This window comes from Streptomyces sp. cmx-4-9 (genome assembly GCF_046548835.1).
Lineage (GTDB): Bacteria > Actinomycetota > Actinomycetes > Streptomycetales > Streptomycetaceae > Streptomyces.
The window spans coordinates 44,106-63,434 of record NZ_JAEBEE010000013.1; the positions used below are offsets into that span (position 1 = coordinate 44,106).

12 protein-coding genes are annotated in these 19,329 nt (G+C 71.7%); 3 read left to right on the forward strand and 9 right to left on the reverse strand.

What is annotated here, in order from left to right:
* Positions 1 to 8 precede the first annotated feature (8 nt).
* Positions 9 to 1,019, reverse strand: coding sequence for a LacI family DNA-binding transcriptional regulator (locus ACLJTM_RS32745; RefSeq protein WP_411107439.1), 1,011 nt, complete (start codon positions 1,017 to 1,019; stop codon positions 9 to 11).
* A gap of 171 nt (positions 1,020 to 1,190) precedes the next feature.
* A complete protein-coding gene (locus ACLJTM_RS32750) occupies positions 1,191 to 5,477 on the reverse strand; it encodes a discoidin domain-containing protein (RefSeq protein WP_411107440.1) in 4,287 nt (1,428 codons plus the stop codon).
* A 214-nt stretch (positions 5,478 to 5,691) separates the two neighbouring features.
* On the opposite strand from ACLJTM_RS32750, the gene ACLJTM_RS32755 reads away from it, so the two are divergent.
* Together ACLJTM_RS32755 and ACLJTM_RS32760 are read left to right on the forward strand one after the other, a co-directional pair.
* Positions 5,692 to 7,308, forward strand: coding sequence for an ATP-binding protein (locus ACLJTM_RS32755; RefSeq protein ID WP_411107441.1), 1,617 nt, complete (start codon positions 5,692 to 5,694; stop codon positions 7,306 to 7,308).
* Between the two features lie 59 nt (positions 7,309 to 7,367).
* Complete coding sequence (locus ACLJTM_RS32760) at positions 7,368 to 8,027, forward strand: response regulator (RefSeq protein WP_411107512.1); 660 nt, start codon at positions 7,368 to 7,370, stop codon at positions 8,025 to 8,027.
* A 6-nt stretch (positions 8,028 to 8,033) separates the two neighbouring features.
* On the opposite strand, the gene ACLJTM_RS32765 is transcribed toward ACLJTM_RS32760, so the two are convergent.
* The 3 genes from ACLJTM_RS32765 to ACLJTM_RS32775 form a co-directional block, all read right to left on the reverse strand.
* A complete protein-coding gene (locus ACLJTM_RS32765) occupies positions 8,034 to 9,626 on the reverse strand; it encodes a cation acetate symporter (RefSeq protein ID WP_411107442.1) in 1,593 nt (530 codons plus the stop codon).
* Positions 9,623 to 10,111, reverse strand: coding sequence for a DUF485 domain-containing protein (locus ACLJTM_RS32770; RefSeq protein ID WP_411107443.1), 489 nt, complete (start codon positions 10,109 to 10,111; stop codon positions 9,623 to 9,625). Before ACLJTM_RS32770 ends, ACLJTM_RS32765 begins: the two co-directional genes overlap by 4 nt.
* 219 nt (positions 10,112 to 10,330) lie before the next feature.
* Positions 10,331 to 12,451 carry a type IIA DNA topoisomerase subunit B gene (locus tag ACLJTM_RS32775; protein WP_411107444.1) on the reverse strand — a complete coding sequence of 707 codons (2,121 nt, stop codon included), beginning with the start codon at positions 12,449 to 12,451 and terminating at the stop codon, positions 10,331 to 10,333.
* A gap of 445 nt (positions 12,452 to 12,896) precedes the next feature.
* On the opposite strand from ACLJTM_RS32775, the gene ACLJTM_RS32780 reads away from it, so the two are divergent.
* A complete protein-coding gene (locus ACLJTM_RS32780; RefSeq protein ID WP_411107445.1) occupies positions 12,897 to 13,133 on the forward strand; it encodes a hypothetical protein in 237 nt (78 codons plus the stop codon).
* Between the two features lie 127 nt (positions 13,134 to 13,260).
* Here the strand turns inward: ACLJTM_RS32780 and ACLJTM_RS32785 are convergent, their stop codons facing one another.
* The 4 genes from ACLJTM_RS32785 to ACLJTM_RS32800 all read right to left on the reverse strand — a co-directional run bounded on the left by ACLJTM_RS32785 (position 13,261) and on the right by ACLJTM_RS32800 (position 19,309).
* Positions 13,261 to 14,187, reverse strand: coding sequence for a S1 family peptidase (locus ACLJTM_RS32785; protein WP_411107446.1), 927 nt, complete (start codon positions 14,185 to 14,187; stop codon positions 13,261 to 13,263).
* Positions 14,188 to 14,285: 98 nt separating this feature from the next.
* Positions 14,286 to 15,857 carry an RNA polymerase sigma factor gene (locus ACLJTM_RS32790; RefSeq protein ID WP_411107447.1) on the reverse strand — a complete coding sequence of 524 codons (1,572 nt, stop codon included), beginning with the start codon at positions 15,855 to 15,857 and terminating at the stop codon, positions 14,286 to 14,288.
* A 516-nt stretch (positions 15,858 to 16,373) separates the two neighbouring features.
* Positions 16,374 to 17,261, reverse strand: a complete 888-nt coding sequence (locus tag ACLJTM_RS32795; protein ID WP_411107448.1) for a FadR/GntR family transcriptional regulator — start codon at positions 17,259 to 17,261, stop codon at positions 16,374 to 16,376.
* 191 nt (positions 17,262 to 17,452) lie between these two features.
* Positions 17,453 to 19,309, reverse strand: a complete 1,857-nt coding sequence (locus ACLJTM_RS32800; RefSeq protein WP_411107449.1) for an ATP-binding cassette domain-containing protein — start codon at positions 19,307 to 19,309, stop codon at positions 17,453 to 17,455.
* Positions 19,310 to 19,329: the final 20 nt, after the last annotated feature.

The window sequence follows — 19,329 nt, forward strand, 5'->3', positions numbered from 1 at the left end:
GGGGACGGCTAGCTGCGAGGAGCCTGTGCAGTGGAGCCCCGGACCACCAGCTCCGGCTCGAAGAGCAGCTCCCCGGGCTGTACGGCGGCTCCCTGGATCTGCGCGGTGAGCAGCTCGACCGCGGCCCGGCCCATGGCTTCGATCGGCTGGCGGACGGTGGTCAGCGGGGGCTCGGTGCAGTTCATGAACGCCGAGTCGTCATAGCCCACCACGGAGACCTGCCGCGGGACGTCCAGGCCGCGCCGGCGGGCGGCGCGCACCGCGCCGAGTGCGAGCGGGTCGCTGGCGCAGATGATCCCGGTGACCCCGCGGTCCAGCAGCCGGGAGGCGGCCGCATGGCCCCCCTCCAGCGAGAACAGCGCCCGTTCCACGTGTTCGGCGGGCAGCTCGGCGCCGGCCGCGGCGGCGACTGCCTGCGCCGCCGCCAGCTTGCGCAGTGAGGGCATGTGGTCGGGCGGGCCCAGCACCAGTCCGATCCGCTCGTGGCCGAGGGAGGCCAGGTGGCGCCACGCCTGCTCGACGGCGACGGCGTCGTCGCAGGCCACGCAGGGGAACCCGAGGTCCTCGATGGAAGCGTTGATCAACACCACCGGAACCTTGCGTTCCGACAGCAGCCGGTAGTGCTCGTGCGGGGCGTCGGCCTGCGCGAAGAGTCCGCCGGCGAAGACCACGCCGGACACCTGCTGCTGGAGCAGCAGCTCCACGTAGTCGGCCTCGGACACCCCGCCGGTGGTCTGCGTGCACAGCACCGGGGTCAGCCCCTGCTGGGCCAGCGCACCGCCGATGACCTCGGCGAAGGCGGGGAAGATGGGGTTCTGGAGCTCCGGCAGGACCAGCCCGACCAGTCGTGCGCGTTCGCCCCGCAGCTGGGTGGGGCGCTCGTACCCGAGGACGTCGAGGGCGGTGAGCACGGACTGGCGGGTCGCCTCCGAGACGCCCGGCTTGCCGTTGAGCACCCGGCTGACCGTTGCCTCGCTGACTCCCACCTTCTTCGCCACTTGAGCAAGTCGTCGCGTCATGAGCGCAAGAGTAGCGCAAGAAATGCAAGTTCCTTGCAGTTCGATGACAGCCAGTCTGGCGAGGAAGGCAGCCTGCGGAAGAGGGCGCGGCAAGGCCGGTGCCGCCCGGGCACGCCCGGACGCCACCGGCCCCGCAGCCTGCTGCGGTCCCGTTGCGGTCTCTCCCGTCCGCTACGGCAGCTGGTTGATCCTGAAGGTCGAGGTGGTGTTGCGCACGTCCACCGCGTTGTCGCTCGTCTTCAGGTTGTGGAGGGTGACCTCGCCGACCGCCGGGCCCTGCCCCGCCTCGGGCATCTCGTTCGCCCACAGGCCGAAACCGGACTTGGCGTCGAAGGCGTCGCCGCTCTTGCGGGCCCCGGTGATCGTGATGTCCCTCAGGACGGTGTCCTTGATGGGATTGACCGGTTGTCCGCCGACGTACTGCGTCTGGAACATGATGCCGCTGTACGTCGGGTCGACGATGTCGACGTTGTTGATCCGGATTCCCTGGAAGACCTTCGAGGCCGAGAACAGCCAGATGCCGGGGAAGGTCTGCGCCCCCCAGAAGTGACCGCCGGACCGCACGATCGAGATGTTCTCGAAGGTGGTCGGATCGGTGCCGAAGCCGTTCATCGGGTACCCGAAGTCCAACGAGCTGATGGTGATGCCCGAGTAGACCAGGGTGTCGGCGATGTGGATGTTGCGGAAGGTGTTGTTGTAGCCGCCGTAGACGGCGACTCCCGCGGCCCGCCACGTCAGAATCGAGGTCAGGTTCTCGTACACGTTGTTCTTCATGTCCGCGCCGCCCGCGTCGATCGCGGAGAAGAGCGCGAAGCTGTCGTCACCGGTGGCCCGCGCCTCGTTGTTGGTGACGAGGTTGTCCGTGCTGCCGTTGGTCATGTTGATGCCGTCGGCGAACATGTTGCGGATCCGCGTGTTCTTGATGGTGATCCGGTCGGTGTTGGCGCCCCAGTAGAGGCACACCATGTGCTCGTTCCAGATGTTGTCGATGGTGATGTCGGAGACGTTGGCGAAGTCGAAGACCTTGCCCGGTCCGTCGATGCGCGAGGTGTAGTTGCCGAAGTAGGCGAAGCCCGAGAAGGAGGAGCCCTTCGCGGTGCCTTCCGCCCGCCAGCCGATGTCGGTGTTGTCCTGGGAGGACGGGGCGTGGAAGCGGGTGAACCACGGTCCCGCACCGACGACCTGGACCGCCTTGCCGTACACCTGGAACTTGCTCGCGCTCTGGTAGTTCCCGGCCGGCAGGTAGACCCCGGTGAGCTTGCCCGTGGTGTCCATCCGCACCCGGTCCAGGGCGTTCTGCACGTCCTGGTGGGTGAAGCCCGCGGGCACCGCGTAACGCGCGGGGTCGGGGTTGGGGATCTCCACGGCCTGTTCCAGGCTCACGAAGTCGATGGCGTAGGTGGAGGTGTTCGCGGCGTCCTTCTGGAGACGGATCCGGCTTCCCGCCGGTACGGTCTCGCCCAGCAGGATGTTGGCCTCGTCGTAGATGTGGCGGGGAGCCCCGGCGCCGGGCGAGTTGCCCGGGCTTGCCTCGGCCCCGTACAGCCACGCGTACTTCGAGGTCAGCGGCAGGGCTTTCTTGAGGGTGCCGTTGACGTAGACGTTGATGGTGGAGTCGATGCCGCCGCCGCCCGGGGCGTCCGGCAGGGAGAACCGGGTGACCAGGGTGTTGGTGGCGGCCCGGGTGGTGAACTCGACGTACTCGCCGGTGGCGTCGAGGTTGACCGCCTTGCGGCCCGAGGCCTCGCCCGCGATGTCGCCGATGGTGCGGTTGGGCCCGACCACGTTGGCCCCACCGCCGACGACCCCGTCCTCGGCCTCGTAGGTGTCGAAGGGCATGTTCGCCCCCCGGCCCACGAAGAAGGGCTTGGTGGAGGTGTTGTTGCCCCGTTTGACGGGGAGCTCGTTGGCGTCGTCCGCGAGGACCACCTTCACGGTGTACCTGCCGTTCGCGGCCGGCCAGCTGCCGAGCGCGACCGGGGCGGTGGAGGCTCCGGCGGCGAGGGCCCCGCTGAAGGAGCCGGTCAGGGTGCGTACGGTGGCGCCGCCCGCGTCCTGCAGGGTCAGGGTGATCCCGTGGCTGCCCGCCGCGGCCGCCGTGCTGCCCTGGTTCTTCACGGTGACGGTGAAGGCGACCGGCTGGCCGGCCGACGGGGCCCCGGGCGACCAGCTCACCGCGGAGGCGACCAGGTCCGAGCTGGCGACGGGGCGGACCACCAGCGGGGAGCCGGTGAGGGTGTTGTTGGTGTCGTTCTGCTCGACGACCGTGTTCGCCTCGTCGACGACGGCGCTCAGCGCGTACGTGCCCGCGTCGCGCGGGCCGACCGCCGCGGTGACGGTGGCCGTGGCCCCTGCGGCGAGCGCCGGGACCTGGGCCGAGGCGACCTTCGTGCCGGCGAGCTGGAAGGTGACGGCGCTCGCGGGGGCCGGGGCCGGCCCGCTGTTCCTGACGGTGGCGGACAGGGTCACCGGGTCCGACTCGACCGGGGCGGCCGGGGCGGCGCTCAGGGCGGTGACCTCCAGGTCCGGGTTGGGCGCCGGCGCGCCGATGACCTGGAACTCGGCGATCTGCCCGTTGGAGGAGCCGGTGTTGGCGGTGAACCGCAGCTGCACGTCCGCGACCCGGGCGGCCAGCGGGATCGTGACGGTGTTGCCGGAGGCCGGGTCGAAGGCGTAGTCGCGGGCGGCGAGCAGGCTGCTCACGCCCGGGGCGCTCTGCTCGCGGCCGAGGACCTGGATGTTCTGGGTACGGGCGCCCCAGGCGCTGTCCGGGTTCAGCTTGAGCACGAGGCGGTCGAGGTCCGCGTTGGCTCCGAGCTTGACCGTCAGGGTGCTGGGGTAGGCGCCGGGCGCGCCTTCCCAGTAGGTCGCCGTGCTGTTGTCGACGGCGTTCTCCGCGGCGAAGGTGTGGACGACGGAGGAGCCGGTGACCGGCTTGCCGACGGCCAGGTTGGAGCCTCCGCCGCCGGAGCCGTTGCGCGTCACCGTGTTGCTGTTGCCGGAGCGGTTGCCCGCGGCGTCCTTGGCCCGGACGAAGTAGCTGACGGTGGCGTTCGCGGGCTGGGTGTCGGTGAAGGTGGTGGCGTTGCCGGCGGTGGTGGTGCGCAGCACGTTGTTCGCGTAGACCTCGTAGCCGGCCACTGCCACGTTGTCGGTCGAGGCCTGCCAGGCCAGCCTGATCTGACCGGCGGCGGGTTCGGTGAGGGCCAGCGAGCCGGGTGCGGTCGGGGCCTGGGTGTCACCGGTGTCCCCGGTCCGGGTCACGCTGTTGCTGTTCGGCGACTGGTTGCCCGCTGCGTCCTTGGCGCGCACGTGGTAGGTCACGTTCGCGCTGGTGGGCTGCGTGTCGGTGTAGGTGGTGGCGTTTGCGGCAACGCTGGTGCGCAGTTGGTTGTTGGCGTAGACGTCGTAGCCGGTCACGCCCACGTTGTCGGTCGAGGCCTGCCAGGTCAGGGTGATCCGGCCGGTGGCCGGCTCGGTGTACGCCAGCCCCGCGGGGGCCGAGGGCGCCTGGGTGTCGCCGGTCTGCGGGCCGTAGATCTCCAGCTCGGAGAGCTGGCCGCCGGGCTGTACGGAGTTGAGCGATATCAGTACGCGCAGGTGGCGGGTGGTGGCGGCGTCGAAGGCGATCGTCACCGCATGGCCGCCGGCCGCGTTGAACTCGTAGCCCTTGGCGGCGGTGAGGTCGGTGAAGTCCGCGCCGTTCGTGCTGCCCTGGATCTTCAGGGTCTGGGTACGGGCGCCCCAGCCCTCGGGCAGCCGCAGGACCACGCGGTCCACGCGGACGGAGGCGCCGAGGTCGGCCTGGATCCACTGGGGCAGGGCGTTGTTCACACTCTCCCAGTAGCTGGCGGTGTTCCCGTCGTTGGCATTGGCGGGGACGTAGACCTGGGTGCTGCTGCTCGCGGTGAGGGTCTTGCCGAGGGCGAGGTTGGCGGAGGACTCGCCGGGGGCGCGGACCTCCAGCTCGGAGAGCTGGGCGGCCTGCCAGCCCGTGTTCGCCGTGATGGCGATCCGGACGTACCGGGTCTGGGTGGCGGGAAGGCCGATGGCCACCGTGTTCCCGTTGGCCTGGCTGAAGGCATGGGTCGCCGAGTTCACCAGGGTGGTGAAGCTGGTGCCGTCGGCACTGCCCTGGACGGACAGGGTCTGGCTGCGGCTCTCCCAGGCGGCGGGCAGTCTGAGCACCACCTGGTCGATCCGGGTGGTGGCGCCGAGGTCGGTCTGCACCCATTGCGGGAAGGTGCTGCCGGCGCTCTCCCAGTACGTCGACGGGTTTCCGTCGGTGACGTTCGCGGCGGCGTACGCGCCGTTGGTACTGCTCGCGGTCGCGGGCCGGCCGGCCGCGATGCTCGGGCCGCCGGCGGCCGCGGCGGTCAGCGCGGGCCATCCCATCAGCAGCAGGGCCGTGCTGATGAGGGCGGCCAGGGCCCGCCATCTCCAGTGGAGCCTTCTCATATGTCCTCGCCCCTTGGCATGAGTTTTCTGAACCAGGTGAGATAGGAATTTGCGTCGTGCGGTGCGAGAGTTGCAGAGCTTTGGCGCATCGTCTACAGCCCTGACCGCACTTTCCTCGCTGCATCCCTTGCGCAAGCTGGGCGCAAATCACGCAAGCCATTTGCGTGGGCAGAGGAATTCCCCTTGTGGCGGACCCGACCTACCGTTGCTCCTCATGCGGTTCCTCCTCATGAGCGCTCGGCGCCTCGGGCTGCCCAGACGGGCCGTCTCACAGATCCTGCTGACCCAGCTCGCCATCGCCGGCGGGGTCGTCGCCCTGGCCACCGTCCTGTTCCTCGCGCCGCTGAGCGCGCAGCTCGACGACCAGGCGATGCGCCGCGCCCTGGCCATCGCCCAGAGCGCGGCGGCCGACCCCGCCCTGGCCGCCGGCCTGCTGGCGTCCCAGGCCTCCGCGGACAGCCCCGTGCAGGCCTCCGCCGAGCGGATCCGCCGGGCCACCGGCGCCGAGTACGTGGTCGTCCTCGACCTGGACGGCGTCCGCCGCTCGCACCCCAGCGCCGACCGGATCGGACGGCCCGTCTCCACCGACCCGGGCGACGCCCTGGCCGGCCGCGAGGTCATGGAGATCGACGAGGGCACACTGGGCCGCTCCGCCCGGGGCAAGGTCCCGCTGCTCGCCGCCGACGGGGAGATCGTCGGCGCCGTCTCCGTCGGCATCGCCTACGACAGCGTGCGCGAGCGGCTGCTCGGCGCCATCCCCGGTCTGCTGGCCTACGCCGGGGGCGCCCTGGCGGCCGGAGCCCTGGCCGCCTGCCTGCTGTCCCGCCGGATCCAGCGGCAGACCCGGGACCTGGCCTTCTCCGATATCGCCGGCCTCCTCGCGGAACGCGAGGCGATGCTGCACTCCATCCGTGAAGGGGTCATCGCCCTCGACCCCCGCGGCCGGGTACGCCTGGTCAACGACGAAGCCGCCCGCCTCCTGGGCCTCCCCCCGGACGCCGCGGGCACCCTTGCCGGGCGGGCGCTGGACGACGTACTCGGCGCGGGCCGCACCACCGAGGTCCTGGCGGGCCGCGTCACCGGCCGCGACCTGCTGACGGTGCAGGGCGCACGGGTCCTGGTCGCCAACCGGATGCCCACGCAGGACGGCGGCGCGGTCGCCACCCTGCGCGACCGCACCGAACTGGAGCACCTGAGCCGCGAACTCGACTCGACCCGTGGCCTGATCGACGCCCTGCGCGCCCAGGACCACGAGCACGCCAACCATCTCCACACCCTGCTGGGCCTGCTGGAGCTGGGCCTGCACGAGGAGGCGGGACAGTTCGTGACCGAGGTCGCCGGAGCGCACCGCACCACCGCCGAGCAGGTCACCGAGAAGGTCCAGGACCCGCTGCTGGCCGCCCTGCTGGTCGGCAAGGCAGCCGTCGCCGCCGAGCGCGGCGTCCCGCTGCGCCTGGCCGGGACCACCCTGCTGCCCGACCGGCTGGTGGACCCGGGCGGCCTCGTGACCATCGTCGGCAACCTGGTGGACAACGCCCTGGACGCCGCGGCCGGCTCGGCGGCGCCGCTGGTCGAGGTGGAGCTGCGGGCCGAGGGCCGCACGGCCGTGCTGCGGGTGCGCGACAGCGGTCCGGGGGTCCCCGCCGCGCGCCGCGAGGAGGTCTTCACGGAGGGCTGGTCCACCAAGCAGCCCGAGGCCCACCGCGAACGCGGGCTGGGGCTCGCCCTCGTACGCCGCCTCGCGGAACGGCAGGGCGGCAGTGCCCGGGCCGGCGAAGCAGCGGACGGAGGGGCGGAGTTCTCCGTCGTACTCCCCGAGGCCCTGCGGTGACCGGGGTCCCCGCGGCCGCGCCCCCGGTCCCGATCCACGTATTGGTCGTCGACGACGACATGCGTGTTGCCCGGATCAACGCGGCGTACGTGGCGAAGGTTCCCGGGTTCCGGGTGACCGCACAGGCCCACTCGGCAGCCGAGGCCCTCGCCCTCCTCACCTCACGTCCGGTGGACCTGATCCTCCTCGACCACTACCTGCCCGACGAGAACGGCCTGGACCTGGTCCGCCGGCTGCGCCAGCTCGGCCACCGCACCGACGTGATCATGGTCACCGCCGCCCGCGACCTGGCGACCGTGCAGGCCGCGATGCGCCTGGGCGCCCTGCAGTACCTGGTCAAACCCTTCACCTTCGCGGGCCTGCGGACCCGGCTGGAGGCGTACGCGGCCCTGCGCCGGGCCCTGGAGGGCGGCGGCGAGGCGGAGCAGTCCGAGGTGGACCGGATCTTCGGCGCGCTCGCCGCGGCCCGCACCCCCAACGAGCTGCCCAAGGGCCACTCCCCCGCCACCGCGGACCTGGTCCGCCAGGTGCTGCGCGCCGCCGCCGGCCCGCTCTCCACCCAGCAGATCGCCGACCTCGCGGGGATCAGCCGCCAGACCACCCAGCGCTACCTGAAGCTCCTCGAACGCTCCGGCCGCGTCACCCTCGCCCTCCGGTACGGCGAGACGGGCCGCCCGGAGCACCGCTACACCTGGCTGCCCTCGCAGGGCCCGGCGTGACCGCGCTCAGACCGCCCCCGCGCCCGTCAGGGACCGGACCTCGGTCTGCGCGTGCTTCGCCTCGTCCGGCTCCTCACCGGAGGTGACCGTGCCCGCCCAGCCCGCCAGGAAGCCCAGCGGAATCGACACCAGGCCGGGGTTCTGGAGCGGGAAGAGCTGGAAGTCGACGCCCGGGAAGAAGGCGTCCGGGCTGCCCGACACCACCGGTGAGAGCGCCACGAGCAGCAGCGAGGGAATCAGCCCGCCGTACACCGACCACACCGCACCGCGGGTGGTGAAGCCGCGCCAGAACAGCGAGTACAGCAGCACCGGTAGGTTCGCCGACGCCGCCACCGCGAAGGCCAGCCCCACCAGGAAGGCGACGTTGAGGTCCTGGGCGAACAGCCCGAGGGCGATCGCGACGGCCCCGATGCCCACGGCGGCAGCCCGGGCCACCGCCACCTCGCTGCGCTGGCGGGCATGGCGCCGTTTGAGCGAGGCGTACAGGTCATGGGCGACGGAGGCCGAGGAGGCCAGGGTGATCCCGGCGACCACGGCGAGGATGGTGGCGAAGGCGATGGCGGCCACCAGGGCGAACAGCACCGTGCCCCCGGTCGAGCCTGCGCCCCCGCCGAGGTGGGCCGCGAGCAGCGGCACGGCCGTGTTCCCTGAGGCGTTGGAGGACCGCACCTCGTCGGGGCCCAGCAGGGCCGCCGCACCGAAGCCCAGCACGATGGTCATCAGGTAGAAGCCGCCGATGAGGCCGATCGCCCAGACCACGGAGCGCCGGGCGGCCCGCGCCGTCGGGACGGTGTAGAAGCGCGAGAGGATGTGCGGCAGCCCGGCGGTGCCGAGGACCAGCGCGAGGCCGAGGCTCATGAAGTCGAAGCGGGCGGTCCAGTCCCCGCCGTACTTGAGTCCGGGGCCCAGGAACCGCATTCCGTGCCCGCTGCGCTCGGCGGCCGTGGTGAGCAGCTGGTTGAAGTTGCCGTGGAAGCGGAGCAGCACGAGCACGGTCAGGGCGATCGCCCCGCCCATCAGCAGGACGGCCTTGACGATCTGGATCCAGGTGGTGGCCCGCATCCCGCCGAAGGTCACGTAGACCACCATGAGCGCGCCCACCCCGATGACGGTCAGCGTCCTGGCCGCGGCGCCCGAGTTGCCCAGCAGCAGCCCGACCAGGCTGCCCGCCCCGACCATCTGCGCGACGAGGTACAGCACGGAGACGACCACGGAGGAGACGCCGGCCGCAATCCGCACCGGCCGCTCGCTCATCCGGGCGGCGACCACGTCGGCGAGCGTGAAGCGCCCGCAGTTGCGGACCAGTTCGGCGACCAGGAACAGCACGACCAGCCAGGCGACGAGGAAGCCCACCGAGTAGAGCAGGCCGTCGTAGCCGAAGAGGGCGATCAGGCCGGAGATCCCGAGGAAGGAGGCGGCCGACATGTAGTCGCCCGCGATGGCGAAACCGTTCTCCAGGGGGGAGAAGAGCCGCCCGCCCGCGTAGAACTCCTCGGCCGAGCCGTGCCGGTTGCGGCTGACCCAGGTCGTGATGCCGAGGGTGACGGCGATGAACAGGCTGAAGAGGATGAGCGCGAGGCTCTGGTGCTCGGTGGTCACCGGCCGGCCCCCCTGACGGACCGGTTCCGCTCCTGGTCCCGCTCCTGCTCGAAGACGGTCCAGCGCAGGTCCAGGGCCGCGCGGTCGCGGCGCAGCCGCGCGTGCCGGGCGTAGGCCCAGGTCAGCAGGAAGGTGGTGAGGAACTGCCCGAGCCCCGCCACCAGGGCCACGTTGACCGCGCCCACCACGGGCCGTGCCATCAGGCCCGGCGCCGCGGTGGCGGCGACCACGTAGGCCACGTACCAGAGCAGGAAACCGGCGGTCGCCGGGACGACGAACCGGCGGTAGCGGCTGCGGACCTCCTGGAAGGCGGCGCTGCGCTGCACTTCCAGGTAGATGTCGGATGCGCCGGGCGCGGGCGGGCCGCCGGGGTCCGGGCGCGGCGGGGAGGCCTCCTCCCCTTCACCCCAGCCGACGGCGAGCGCGTCGTACCAGGGGTCGCTCAGCCGGATCGTTCCGGCATCGGGACCTTCGTGCTTGTCCACCGAACTCTCCTTGTCCGCCGCCGCATTGGCCGCGTGCTCACAAGGATGTGCGGAATGGGGCCTTTCCGGACTGGTGTCCCGGCGCTCTTCACTCCTTCAGGTGATGGAGGGAACGGCACCGCTGTGCCGTCCTCCCGGCCCGTGGCGCCGGCGTTCCCGTCGTCGGCCGGGGCGGAGCAGCCCCGGCCGACGCGGTCAGGCGTCGATGCGCGAGCGGTGTCAGGCGTCGATCCGCGAGCGGTCAAGGGTCGCCGCGGAGCTGGTGATGAACTCCTTGCGCGGGGCCACCTCGTTGCCCATGAGCAGGTCGAAGACGGACTCGGCCGAGTCGAGGTCGCCGATGTTGATCCGGCGCAGCGTCCGGAAGCGCGGGTCCATGGTGGTCTCCGCCAGCTGGTCCGCGTCCATCTCGCCGAGGCCCTTGTAGCGCTGGATGGAGTCCTTGTAGCGGATGTTCTTGCGCTGGTACTCGAGCAGGGTCTGGCGCAGTTCGTTGTCCGAGTACGTGTAGACGTACTTGTCCTGGCCCTTCTTCGGCTGGACCAGCTCGATCCGGTGCAGCGGCGGCACGGCCGCGAAGACCCGGCCCGCCTCGACCATCGGCCGCATGTACCGCTGGAAGAGGGTGAGCAGCAGGCAGCGGATGTGCGCGCCGTCCACATCGGCGTCGACCAGCAGGACGATCTTCCCGTAGCGGGCCGCGTCGATGTCGAAGGTCCGGCCCGAGCCGGCTCCTATGACCTGGATGATCGCCCCGCACTCGGTGTTCTTGAGCATGTCCGAGACCGAGGACTTCTGGACGTTGAGGATCTTGCCCCGGATCGGCAGGAGCGCCTGGAACTCGGAGTTGCGGGCGAGCTTTGCGGTGCCGAGGGCGGAGTCCCCCTCGACGATGAAGAGCTCGCTGCGGTCCACGTCGTCGCTGCGGCAGTCCGCCAGCTTGGCGGGCAGCGAGGATGACTCCAGCGCGGTCTTGCGGCGCTGCGCCTCCTTGTGCTGGCGGGCCGCGATGCGAGTGCGGGCCGCCGCGACGATCTTCTCCATCACGGCGCGGGCCTGCTGCTTGTCGTCCCTCTTGGTCGAGGTCAGGAAGGCCTTGAGCTCCCGGGCGACCACGGCGGAGACGACGCGGGTGGCTGCCGAGGTGCCGAGCACCTCCTTGGTCTGGCCCTCGAACTGCGGCTCGGCGAGGCGGACGGTGACGACAGCCGTCATGCCCTCCATCGCGTCGTCCTTGACCACGTCGTCCTCGGCGACGCGCAGCAGCTTGGCGGAGCGCAGCACCTCGTTCACGGTCTTGGCCACGGACCGCTCGAAGCCGGAGACGTGGGTTCCGCCCTTGGGGGTGGCGATGATGTTCACGAAGGACTTGACGTTGGTCTCGTACCCCGTGCCCCAGCGCAGGGCGATGTCCACGCCGAGCTCGCGGGTGACCTCGGTGGGCGTCATGTGGCCGCGGTCGTCGAGGACCGGGACCGTCTCCTTGAAGGTGCCCGTGCCGGTCAGGCGCTGCACGTCGCAGACGGCCTTGTCCTGCGTGAGGTACTCGCAGAACTCGCTGATGCCCCCGTCGTAGCGGAAGGTCTCCTCGGTCTTGCCGGCGCCGTCGATGCCCCGCTCGTCGCGGACGACCAGGGTCAGGCCGGGGACCAGGAAGGCGGTCTGGCGGGCCCGCTGGTAGAGGGTCTCCAGTCCGAGCCGGGCGTCCTTGAGGAAGATCTGGCGGTCGGCCCAGTAGCGGATCCTGGTGCCGGTGCGGCCCTTGGCCACGCGCTTGACCTTGCGGAGGCCGTTGGCGGGGTCGAAGGGGCTCTCGGGGCCCTGCTCGGTGAACATGCCGGGGACGCCGCGGCGGAAGCTGATGGCGTGCGTCGAGCTGTTGCGGTCGACCTCGACGTCCAGGCGGGCGGAGAGGGCGTTGACGACGGAGGCGCCGACGCCGTGCAGACCGCCGGAGGCGGCGTAGGAGCCGCCGCCGAACTTGCCGCCCGCGTGCAGCTTGGTCATGACGACCTCGACACCGGACAGGCCGGTCTTGGGCTCGACGTCGACGGGGATGCCGCGGCCGTTGTCCCGGACCTCCACGGAGGAGTCCTCGTGGAGGATCACCTCGATGTGGTCGCAGTAGCCGCCCAGGGCCTCGTCGACCGAATTGTCGATGATCTCCCAGAGGCAGTGCATCAGGCCCCGGCTGTCGGTGGAGCCGATATACATGCCGGGGCGCTTGCGCACGGCCTCGAGGCCCTCGAGGACGAGCAGGTGCCGCGCGGTGTAGTTGGAACCGTCCCGGTCTGCTCCGGACAGCAGCGCGCTGGAAGGCACGGACGTGTCGGCGGTCACGCAGTTCGCTCCTCGCTGAATTTCTTTTCTGGCCCTGTCGGGCTCAGGGGTGGCTCGGGTGCCGGTCGAAGGGTACCGAGGCCTGGTAGAGCCGATGCAACGCCACCCTCGCGGTTCCCCAGCGTAGTGCAGATCCGTACGGGTGTTCGATCATCCGTGGGAGTGAAGCAAACATCACGTTCCCTTCCAGGCATGAACCATTTAGTGTTCGGGCACGTCCTCATGAACAACCTGGCAGCCAGCCGGGGGAGGATGGAACTGCGACAAGCGAACGACTGCAACGCGAAACCGTAAAGCAACGCATTACGGCTCCTTCGCCGCCAACCGGCAACAGCCGGCCAGCTTCGGAAGGAAGTTTCGAGGAAAAGCCGCGAGCGGGAACGTTTTCGGCCTGGTTGGATGTTGACCCTGGTACGACAGCTCGTCGAGCTAGAGAAGAGGCGACGTGACTACTGTTCTGACACCCGCGACCCCGCTGACGGCCGCTGACCGATGCGACCGTTGCGGCGCCCAGGCATATCTGCGCGTCGTCCTGCTGAGCGGCGGTGAACTGCTCTTCTGCGCCCACCACGGGCGTAAGTTCGAGCCGGAACTCAAGAAGATCGCCGCGGAAATACAGGATGAGACCGAGCGGCTCACGTCCGCTCCGGCTGCGATTGCCGCCGAACCCGAGGACCGCTGACACAAGGCCTGCACCTCGCATCCGACGAGCCAGGACCGGCCAGGCCGGTCGACGGGCGGCACCCCTGAGACCCGGGGGGCCGCCCGTCCTCATGCCCCGGCCCGGCCGGACCCCCGGCGGGGGTCGGCTAGCGCCGGTACGGCCCCTCTGCGGGCCGCCCGCCGGTCATGGAGCCCCTGTCGGGCCCTGCCGCGCCCTCCCGGACCCCAGAGGCCTGCGAGGCCGTCTCCGGGGCCGTGGCGAAGCCGATGAGCGGTGCGATGCGCGTGTACACCCCCGGGCTGTCGGCCCGGCCGCAGCCGCGGCCCCAGGACACCAGGCCGATGAGCCGCCCCTGGGCGACGAGCGGACCCCCGCTGTCCCCTTGGCAGGCGTCCTTGCCCCCCTGTCCGTCCCCTGCGCACACCATCGACTCGGCCCGGTACTGGCCGTCCGCGTCACCGGGGTAGGCGCGGGCGCACACCCCGTCGTCGAGGACCGTCACGCGGGCGGCACGCAGGGCATACGCGTAGTCACCGAAGCCGCTCGTGTCCCCCCAGCCGTAGACGGCGGCCTCCGTGCCCGCCGCGTAGGCAGGATGGCCCGCGGGGGCCATGGGCAGGACGTGGTGCGCAGGCACGGCTTCGTCCAGTTCCAGTACGGCAAGGTCCCCGGCGTTGCTGCGTACGTCGTAGGCCGGGTTCACCCGGGCCGAGCGGACGGCGATCTCCCGGCCGTCGGCTCCGCCCAGCTCCGTGCGCCCCGCGATGACGCGGAAGTCGGCGACGGACTCGACCGGGCCGCCGAGCACCTGGGGCGCCAGGCAGTGCGCCGCGGTGAGCACGGTGGTGGGAGCCACGACCACGCCCCCGCAGAACTGACCGCCCCGCGTACCCCCGAACCGGTCACGGCTGGCCAGGGCCACCACCCACGGGCTGTCCGCCACCTTCACCGGCTTCCCGCCGATCACGACGCTGTCCGCGGCCGCCCGCGGTACCTGGGCCAGCGGCGCCACGGCCGCTCCTGCCACCAGGGTCAGCGCGCCTGCCAGGACACGGGCAAAGGGACGACGCATGAGGCCTCCTGACTCCGAGTGTGCATGACTCCACTCAGAGTGGGACGCCCGGCGGCCGAGCGCACCCGCGCGGCCGCCGGCGCACCGCTCCGCGCCGGTCAGTCCAGGTAGTCGCGCAGGACCTGGGACCGCGACGGGTGCCGGAGCTTCGACATCGTCTTGGACTCGATCTGGCGGATCCGCTCACGCGTCACGCCGTAGACCTTGCCGATCTCGTCGAGGGTCTTCGGCTGGCCGTCCGTGAGGCCGAAGCGCATCGACACGACGCCCGCCTCGCGCTCACTGAGCGTGTCCAGCACCGAGTGCAGCTGCTCCTGGAGGAGCGTGAAGCTCACGGCGTCGGCCGGGACGACGGCCTCGGAGTCCTCGATGAGGTCGCCGAACTCGCTGTCGCCGTCCTCGCCGAGCGGGGTGTGCAGGGAGATCGGCTCGCGACCGTACTTCTGGACCTCGATGACCTTCTCGGGGGTCATGTCGAGTTCCTTGGCCAGCTCCTCCGGGGTGGGCTCGCGGCCCAGGTCCTGGAGCATCTGGCGCTGGACGCGCGCCAGCTTGTTGATGACCTCGACCATGTGCACCGGGATGCGGATGGTGCGGGCCTGGTCGGCCATGGCGCGGGTGATCGCCTGGCGGATCCACCACGTGGCGTAGGTGGAGAACTTGTAGCCCTTGGTGTAGTCGAACTTCTCGACCGCGCGGATCAGGCCCAGGTTGCCCTCCTGGATCAGGTCCAGGAAGAGCATGCCGCGGCCCGTGTAGCGCTTGGCCAGGGACACCACGAGGCGGAGGTTGGCCTCCAGGAGGTGGTTCTTGGCGCGGCGGCCGTCCTCGGCGATGATCTCCAGTTCGCGCTTGAGCTTGGGCGCGAGCTTGTCGGAGTTCGCCAGCTTGTCCTCGGCGAACAGGCCGGCCTCGATGCGCTTGGCGAGCTCGACTTCCTGCTCGGCGTTGAGGAGGGGGACCTTGCCGATCTGCTTCAGGTAGTCCTTGACGGGGTCGGCGGTGGCGCCGGCCACCACGACCTGCTGGGCGGGGGCGTCGTCCTCGTCGTCGGAGATGACGAAACCCTTGTTCTCCCCGCCTTCCTCCTCCTCGTCGGCCTCGCCCTTCGCCGCCTCGGGTCCTTCGTCGCGGGCCTCTTCGTCGCCCTCGTCGGAGTCCTTCTTGGCGGCGGTCTTCTTGGCCGCCGTCTTCTTGGCCGCGGTCTTGCGGGCGGGGGCGGCTTTCTTCGCCGCCGTCTTCCTGGCTGCCGTCTTCTTGGCCGCGGGCTCGGTTCCGGTCTCGTCCGCGAGGGCTTCCGCGATCTCCGCGTCCGCCGGGACCGCGACGGGGGGCGGGGTGGAGGCGGCCTGCGCTGCCGTCGTCTTCGCCGTGACGGTCTTCGTGGCCGTCCGCTTGGCGGGGCTCTTGGCTGCGACGCTCTTGCGGGTGGTGCGCTTGGGCGACTCAGCGGCACTGACCATCAGCGTCACACCCTCTTCCTCGAGGATCTGGTTGAGGCTGCGCAGAACATTCTTCCACTGGGTCGCAGGAATCTGGTCAGCCTCGAAGGCCCGACGCACGTCATCGCCGGCGATCTGCCCCTCGGCCTTGCCCCGCTCGATGAGCGCCATCACAGACTCGGAATCGGCGATCTCCGGCGGGAGCGTACGGGATGTGCTGGCCGACACGAACAACCTCTCGGAACGATGGAAACGGCTTCCGACCCCGGGCCTGGTGGTGCTGGACCGGAGCCGACGACCACCGACTGGGGATGGGCCGGGGGCGCGGGCAGGGGCCGGGGAGCTGTACAGCACCCGCAAGGGCTGCTGTCTTCCCTCCGTCGGCCATCACCTCTTAGGTCATCGCGTGACCTCGCGGAGCGTTACGCCCAATCTTCGTGGCCCGAGTCACACCCCGTATCCCCCAACGCCTGGCATAGGGCCATACGGGCGGTTCGGGCGCTGCCCGGCACGGCCCGGCTGCGGCCGGGCACGCCAAGGGCCCCACGGTCCGCGGCCCTGTCCCGCGGGACTCCAGGACTCCGGGACGGCGCTGCGGCGCGGGGGCAGGGGCGGGCAGGGCAGGGGCCGCGGGTTCGGGGGCGGAGCGGATGGGCCGTACGGGGCCCGTCCGGCTGCGCACAGCGGTGTCGCCGGACCCGACCGGGCCCGGCGACATGTCGTGCACCCCCGCGCGTCCGCCCGTCAGTGCTCGCGCGGGGCGGGCACCACGCGCTCGACCTCCGGATGCACCGTCAGCAGCTGGCGCATGGCGTTCTCCGCGCTGAGCGCGTCGCCGGCGGCCAGGGCTTCGACCATCCGCGCGTGGTGCGCGACGGAGGCCTCGCTCGGGCGGTCGCACGCGGTGATCGGGCTGCCTGAGACCTGCAGGGCGGCGGAGACGATGCCGGAGAGGTGCTCCAGCATGCGGTTGCCGGCGAGCTGGATCAGCAGCGCGTGGAATTCGTGGTCGGCGCGGGCGAAGGTGATCGCGTCGCCCTGGCCCAGGGCGTGGCCCATGATCTCGACCATGTCGGCGAGGCGCTGCTGGACGTCCGGGCGGCCGTGGCCGGCGGCGAGCCGGGCGGCGAGGGGTTCGATCGTCCAGCGCAGCTCGCCCAGTTCGCGGCGCTGGTCGTCGCGCTGCGGGCCGAAGGCGCGCCATTCGATGATGTCGGGGTCGAGCAGGTTCCAATCGGCCACGGGCCGGACCCGGGTACCGACGTTCGGGCGGGCGCTGACGAGGCCCTTGGCCTCCAGGACCCGCAGAGATTCGCGGACCACCGTGCGGGAGACCTCGAAGCGCTGGCCGATCTCCTCGGGCACCAGCGGGCGGTCCGCACCGAGGTCGCCGGAAACGATCATCTGGCCGAGCTGCTGGACGAGTTGGCCGTGCAGCCCGCGCCCGCGGCTGCCGGCGGCGCGGCGGCCGACCCGGCTCAACTCCACGTCGGCGCCGTCCCAGTGGGGCGCTGCGCCCCGGTCGGCCCCGGGGGTCTCCGCGTAGGGGTAGCGGTCGAGTTCGCCCGGGCCGGCGAGGCCGGAGTCGGCGTGGCGGGCGGCGGTCATCATGGTGTGCGCAAGGGTACTCACGAATCCTTTGTCGGCCGTGCCTCCATGACCCTTGAGGTCTTTGGTGAAAAGCACACGAAAGGGTGATCGGTGCCACCTACGCAATTGACGACTTATGGTAAAGAACCGGGCCTTTTACGGGAACTTGCGGTCTGCTTCTCGCGAGGTGGACTCCAACGGTCCCGGCAGGGCCCGGTCCTGCATCACAACGATCACCATCGGACCCGGCTGCGCAGTCCGGTGAACCCATAGGCGCACAACAGGACCATCAACGACAACACCAGCGCGGTGCCCACGGGTTGGGCCATCACGCGCAGGGCGCCGAGGACGATGCGGTCCGCCTCCGGGGGCCACTGCGCCCAGGCCAGACCGCGCAGCCGGGACGCGAGCCCGGTGGAGGGGTACGCCGCCGGCCCGTCCAGTGCCTTGCGCACCAGCGGCACCACCATCACCGGTACGGCGAGCACCGCGGCCAGCCCTGCGGTGGCGGACCGGAACACGCCGGAGGCGAGGACGCCCGCCCAGGCACAGCCCACCAGCAGTCCCGCCCAGCTCACGGCCGGGGCCAGCCACTCCGCGGGGGTGTGCGGAGGCCCACTGTCGAAGACCAGCGCCAGGGCGGCTGCGTCCGCGGTCACGGTCGCCGCGCCGAGCGCCAGGGCGAGCAGGGCGCAGACCCCGAGCTTGGCGGCGAGCAGCCCCATCCGGCGCGGCACGGTACCGCGGTCGGCGGCGAGCGCCGGGTAGCGGTACTCCTCGCCGAAGGCCAGGGCGCCGAGCAGTCCGGCCCCGAGTGCGGCCGGCGGCAGCGGCAGCAGTTCGGGCCAGGCGGCGAGCAGGCGGTTCTGCGGGGTCTGGCCGGCCCGGGCCAGCACCAGGGCGGTGACGGCGGAGACGGCGAGGACCAGGGCCGCGGTCAGCACCGGGGTGGCGGTGCCGAAGACCCGCAGCAGTTCGTAGCGCAGCGGACGCAGCGGACCGCCGACCCGGCGCACCGCCGATGCGGGCCGCCGGGAGCCGTCGAGCGGGTCCGGCCGCCCGCCCGGGCTGTCGCCGAAGGCCGCCCTGCGAGCCTCGCCGGAGGTTCCGCCGGAGCCCGGGACGGAAGCGGAGGCGGAGCCCGGGACGGCGGCGGGGGCGGGGGCCGGGACGGAGGCGGGGGCGGTGCCGGCGCGGGCCTGCGGGACGGCGGGCGCACCGGCGTCCCCGGTCTCGTCGGCGAGCCGGTGGACCAGCACCCCGTGCCGGAACGCCGCTTCGCCGACCTCGGCGCAGTTGCTCCCGTAGACGGAGAGCCGGCTGCCGCTCTCCGCGACGATCTCGACGGTGCGCCGGGCTGCGCGCGCCTCCCGTCCCAGTACGTCGGCCAGCCGGGCAGCGTGCGGGGTGCGCACGGCGACCCGCGGCCGCAACCGGGTCCGGGCGAACTCGGCCGCGTCCTGGTCGGCGAGGAGCCGGCCCGACTCGATGCTGACGACGCGGTCGGCGGTGCGGGCGGCCTCCTTGGCGTCGGCGGTGGTGAAGAGCACCGCCCCGCCGAGCGCGGCGTGGCCGCGCAGCAAGGTGTGCAGCCAGCCGCTCTCCCGGGGGGAGAGTCCGGCGGCGGGCTCGTCCAGGAGCAGGGTGCAGGGGTCGGCGAGGAGGGCAGCGGCCAGTCCCACCCGGCGCTCCATGCCCAGCGAGAGCGAACCGAGCCGCTGGTCCCGCAGGCCGGCGATGCCGACGACCTCCAGCATGGCGTCGGCCCGCGAGGCCGGCACCCCGGCGGCGGCGCAGAGCATCCGCAGCTGGTTGCGGACGGTCCGCGACGGGTTGCCGGGCACATCGCCGAGCAGTACGCCGACCTCCCGGCCGGGGTGCGGGATCCGGTGCAGGGGGCGGCCGCGGAAGTAGGTGACACCACGGCCCGGTTCGAGTTCGAGCATGAGCCGCAGGGCGGTGGTCTTGCCAGATCCCGGCTCGCCGAGCAGCGCGGTCACACTGCCCGGACGGGCTTCGAAGGTGAGGTCGTCGACGCGGCGCTGGGCGCCGCGGCGATCTGTGCTGGTGAGTCCGATGGCCTGGAGCATCGCTTCTCTCGCGGGGGGTG

Coding starts and splice junctions, on each gene's coding strand:
- ACLJTM_RS32745 (WP_411107439.1), bottom strand. CDS start 1,019: ATGACGCGACGACTTGCTCAAGTGGCGAAGAAGGTGGGAGTCAGCGAG.
- ACLJTM_RS32750 (WP_411107440.1), bottom strand. CDS start 5,477: ATGAGAAGGCTCCACTGGAGATGGCGGGCCCTGGCCGCCCTCATCAGC.
- ACLJTM_RS32755 (WP_411107441.1), top strand. CDS start 5,692: ATGCGGTTCCTCCTCATGAGCGCTCGGCGCCTCGGGCTGCCCAGACGG.
- ACLJTM_RS32760 (WP_411107512.1), top strand. CDS start 7,368: ATGCGTGTTGCCCGGATCAACGCGGCGTACGTGGCGAAGGTTCCCGGG.
- ACLJTM_RS32785 (WP_411107446.1), bottom strand. CDS start 14,187: ATGCGTCGTCCCTTTGCCCGTGTCCTGGCAGGCGCGCTGACCCTGGTG.
- ACLJTM_RS32800 (WP_411107449.1), bottom strand. CDS start 19,309: ATGCTCCAGGCCATCGGACTCACCAGCACAGATCGCCGCGGCGCCCAG.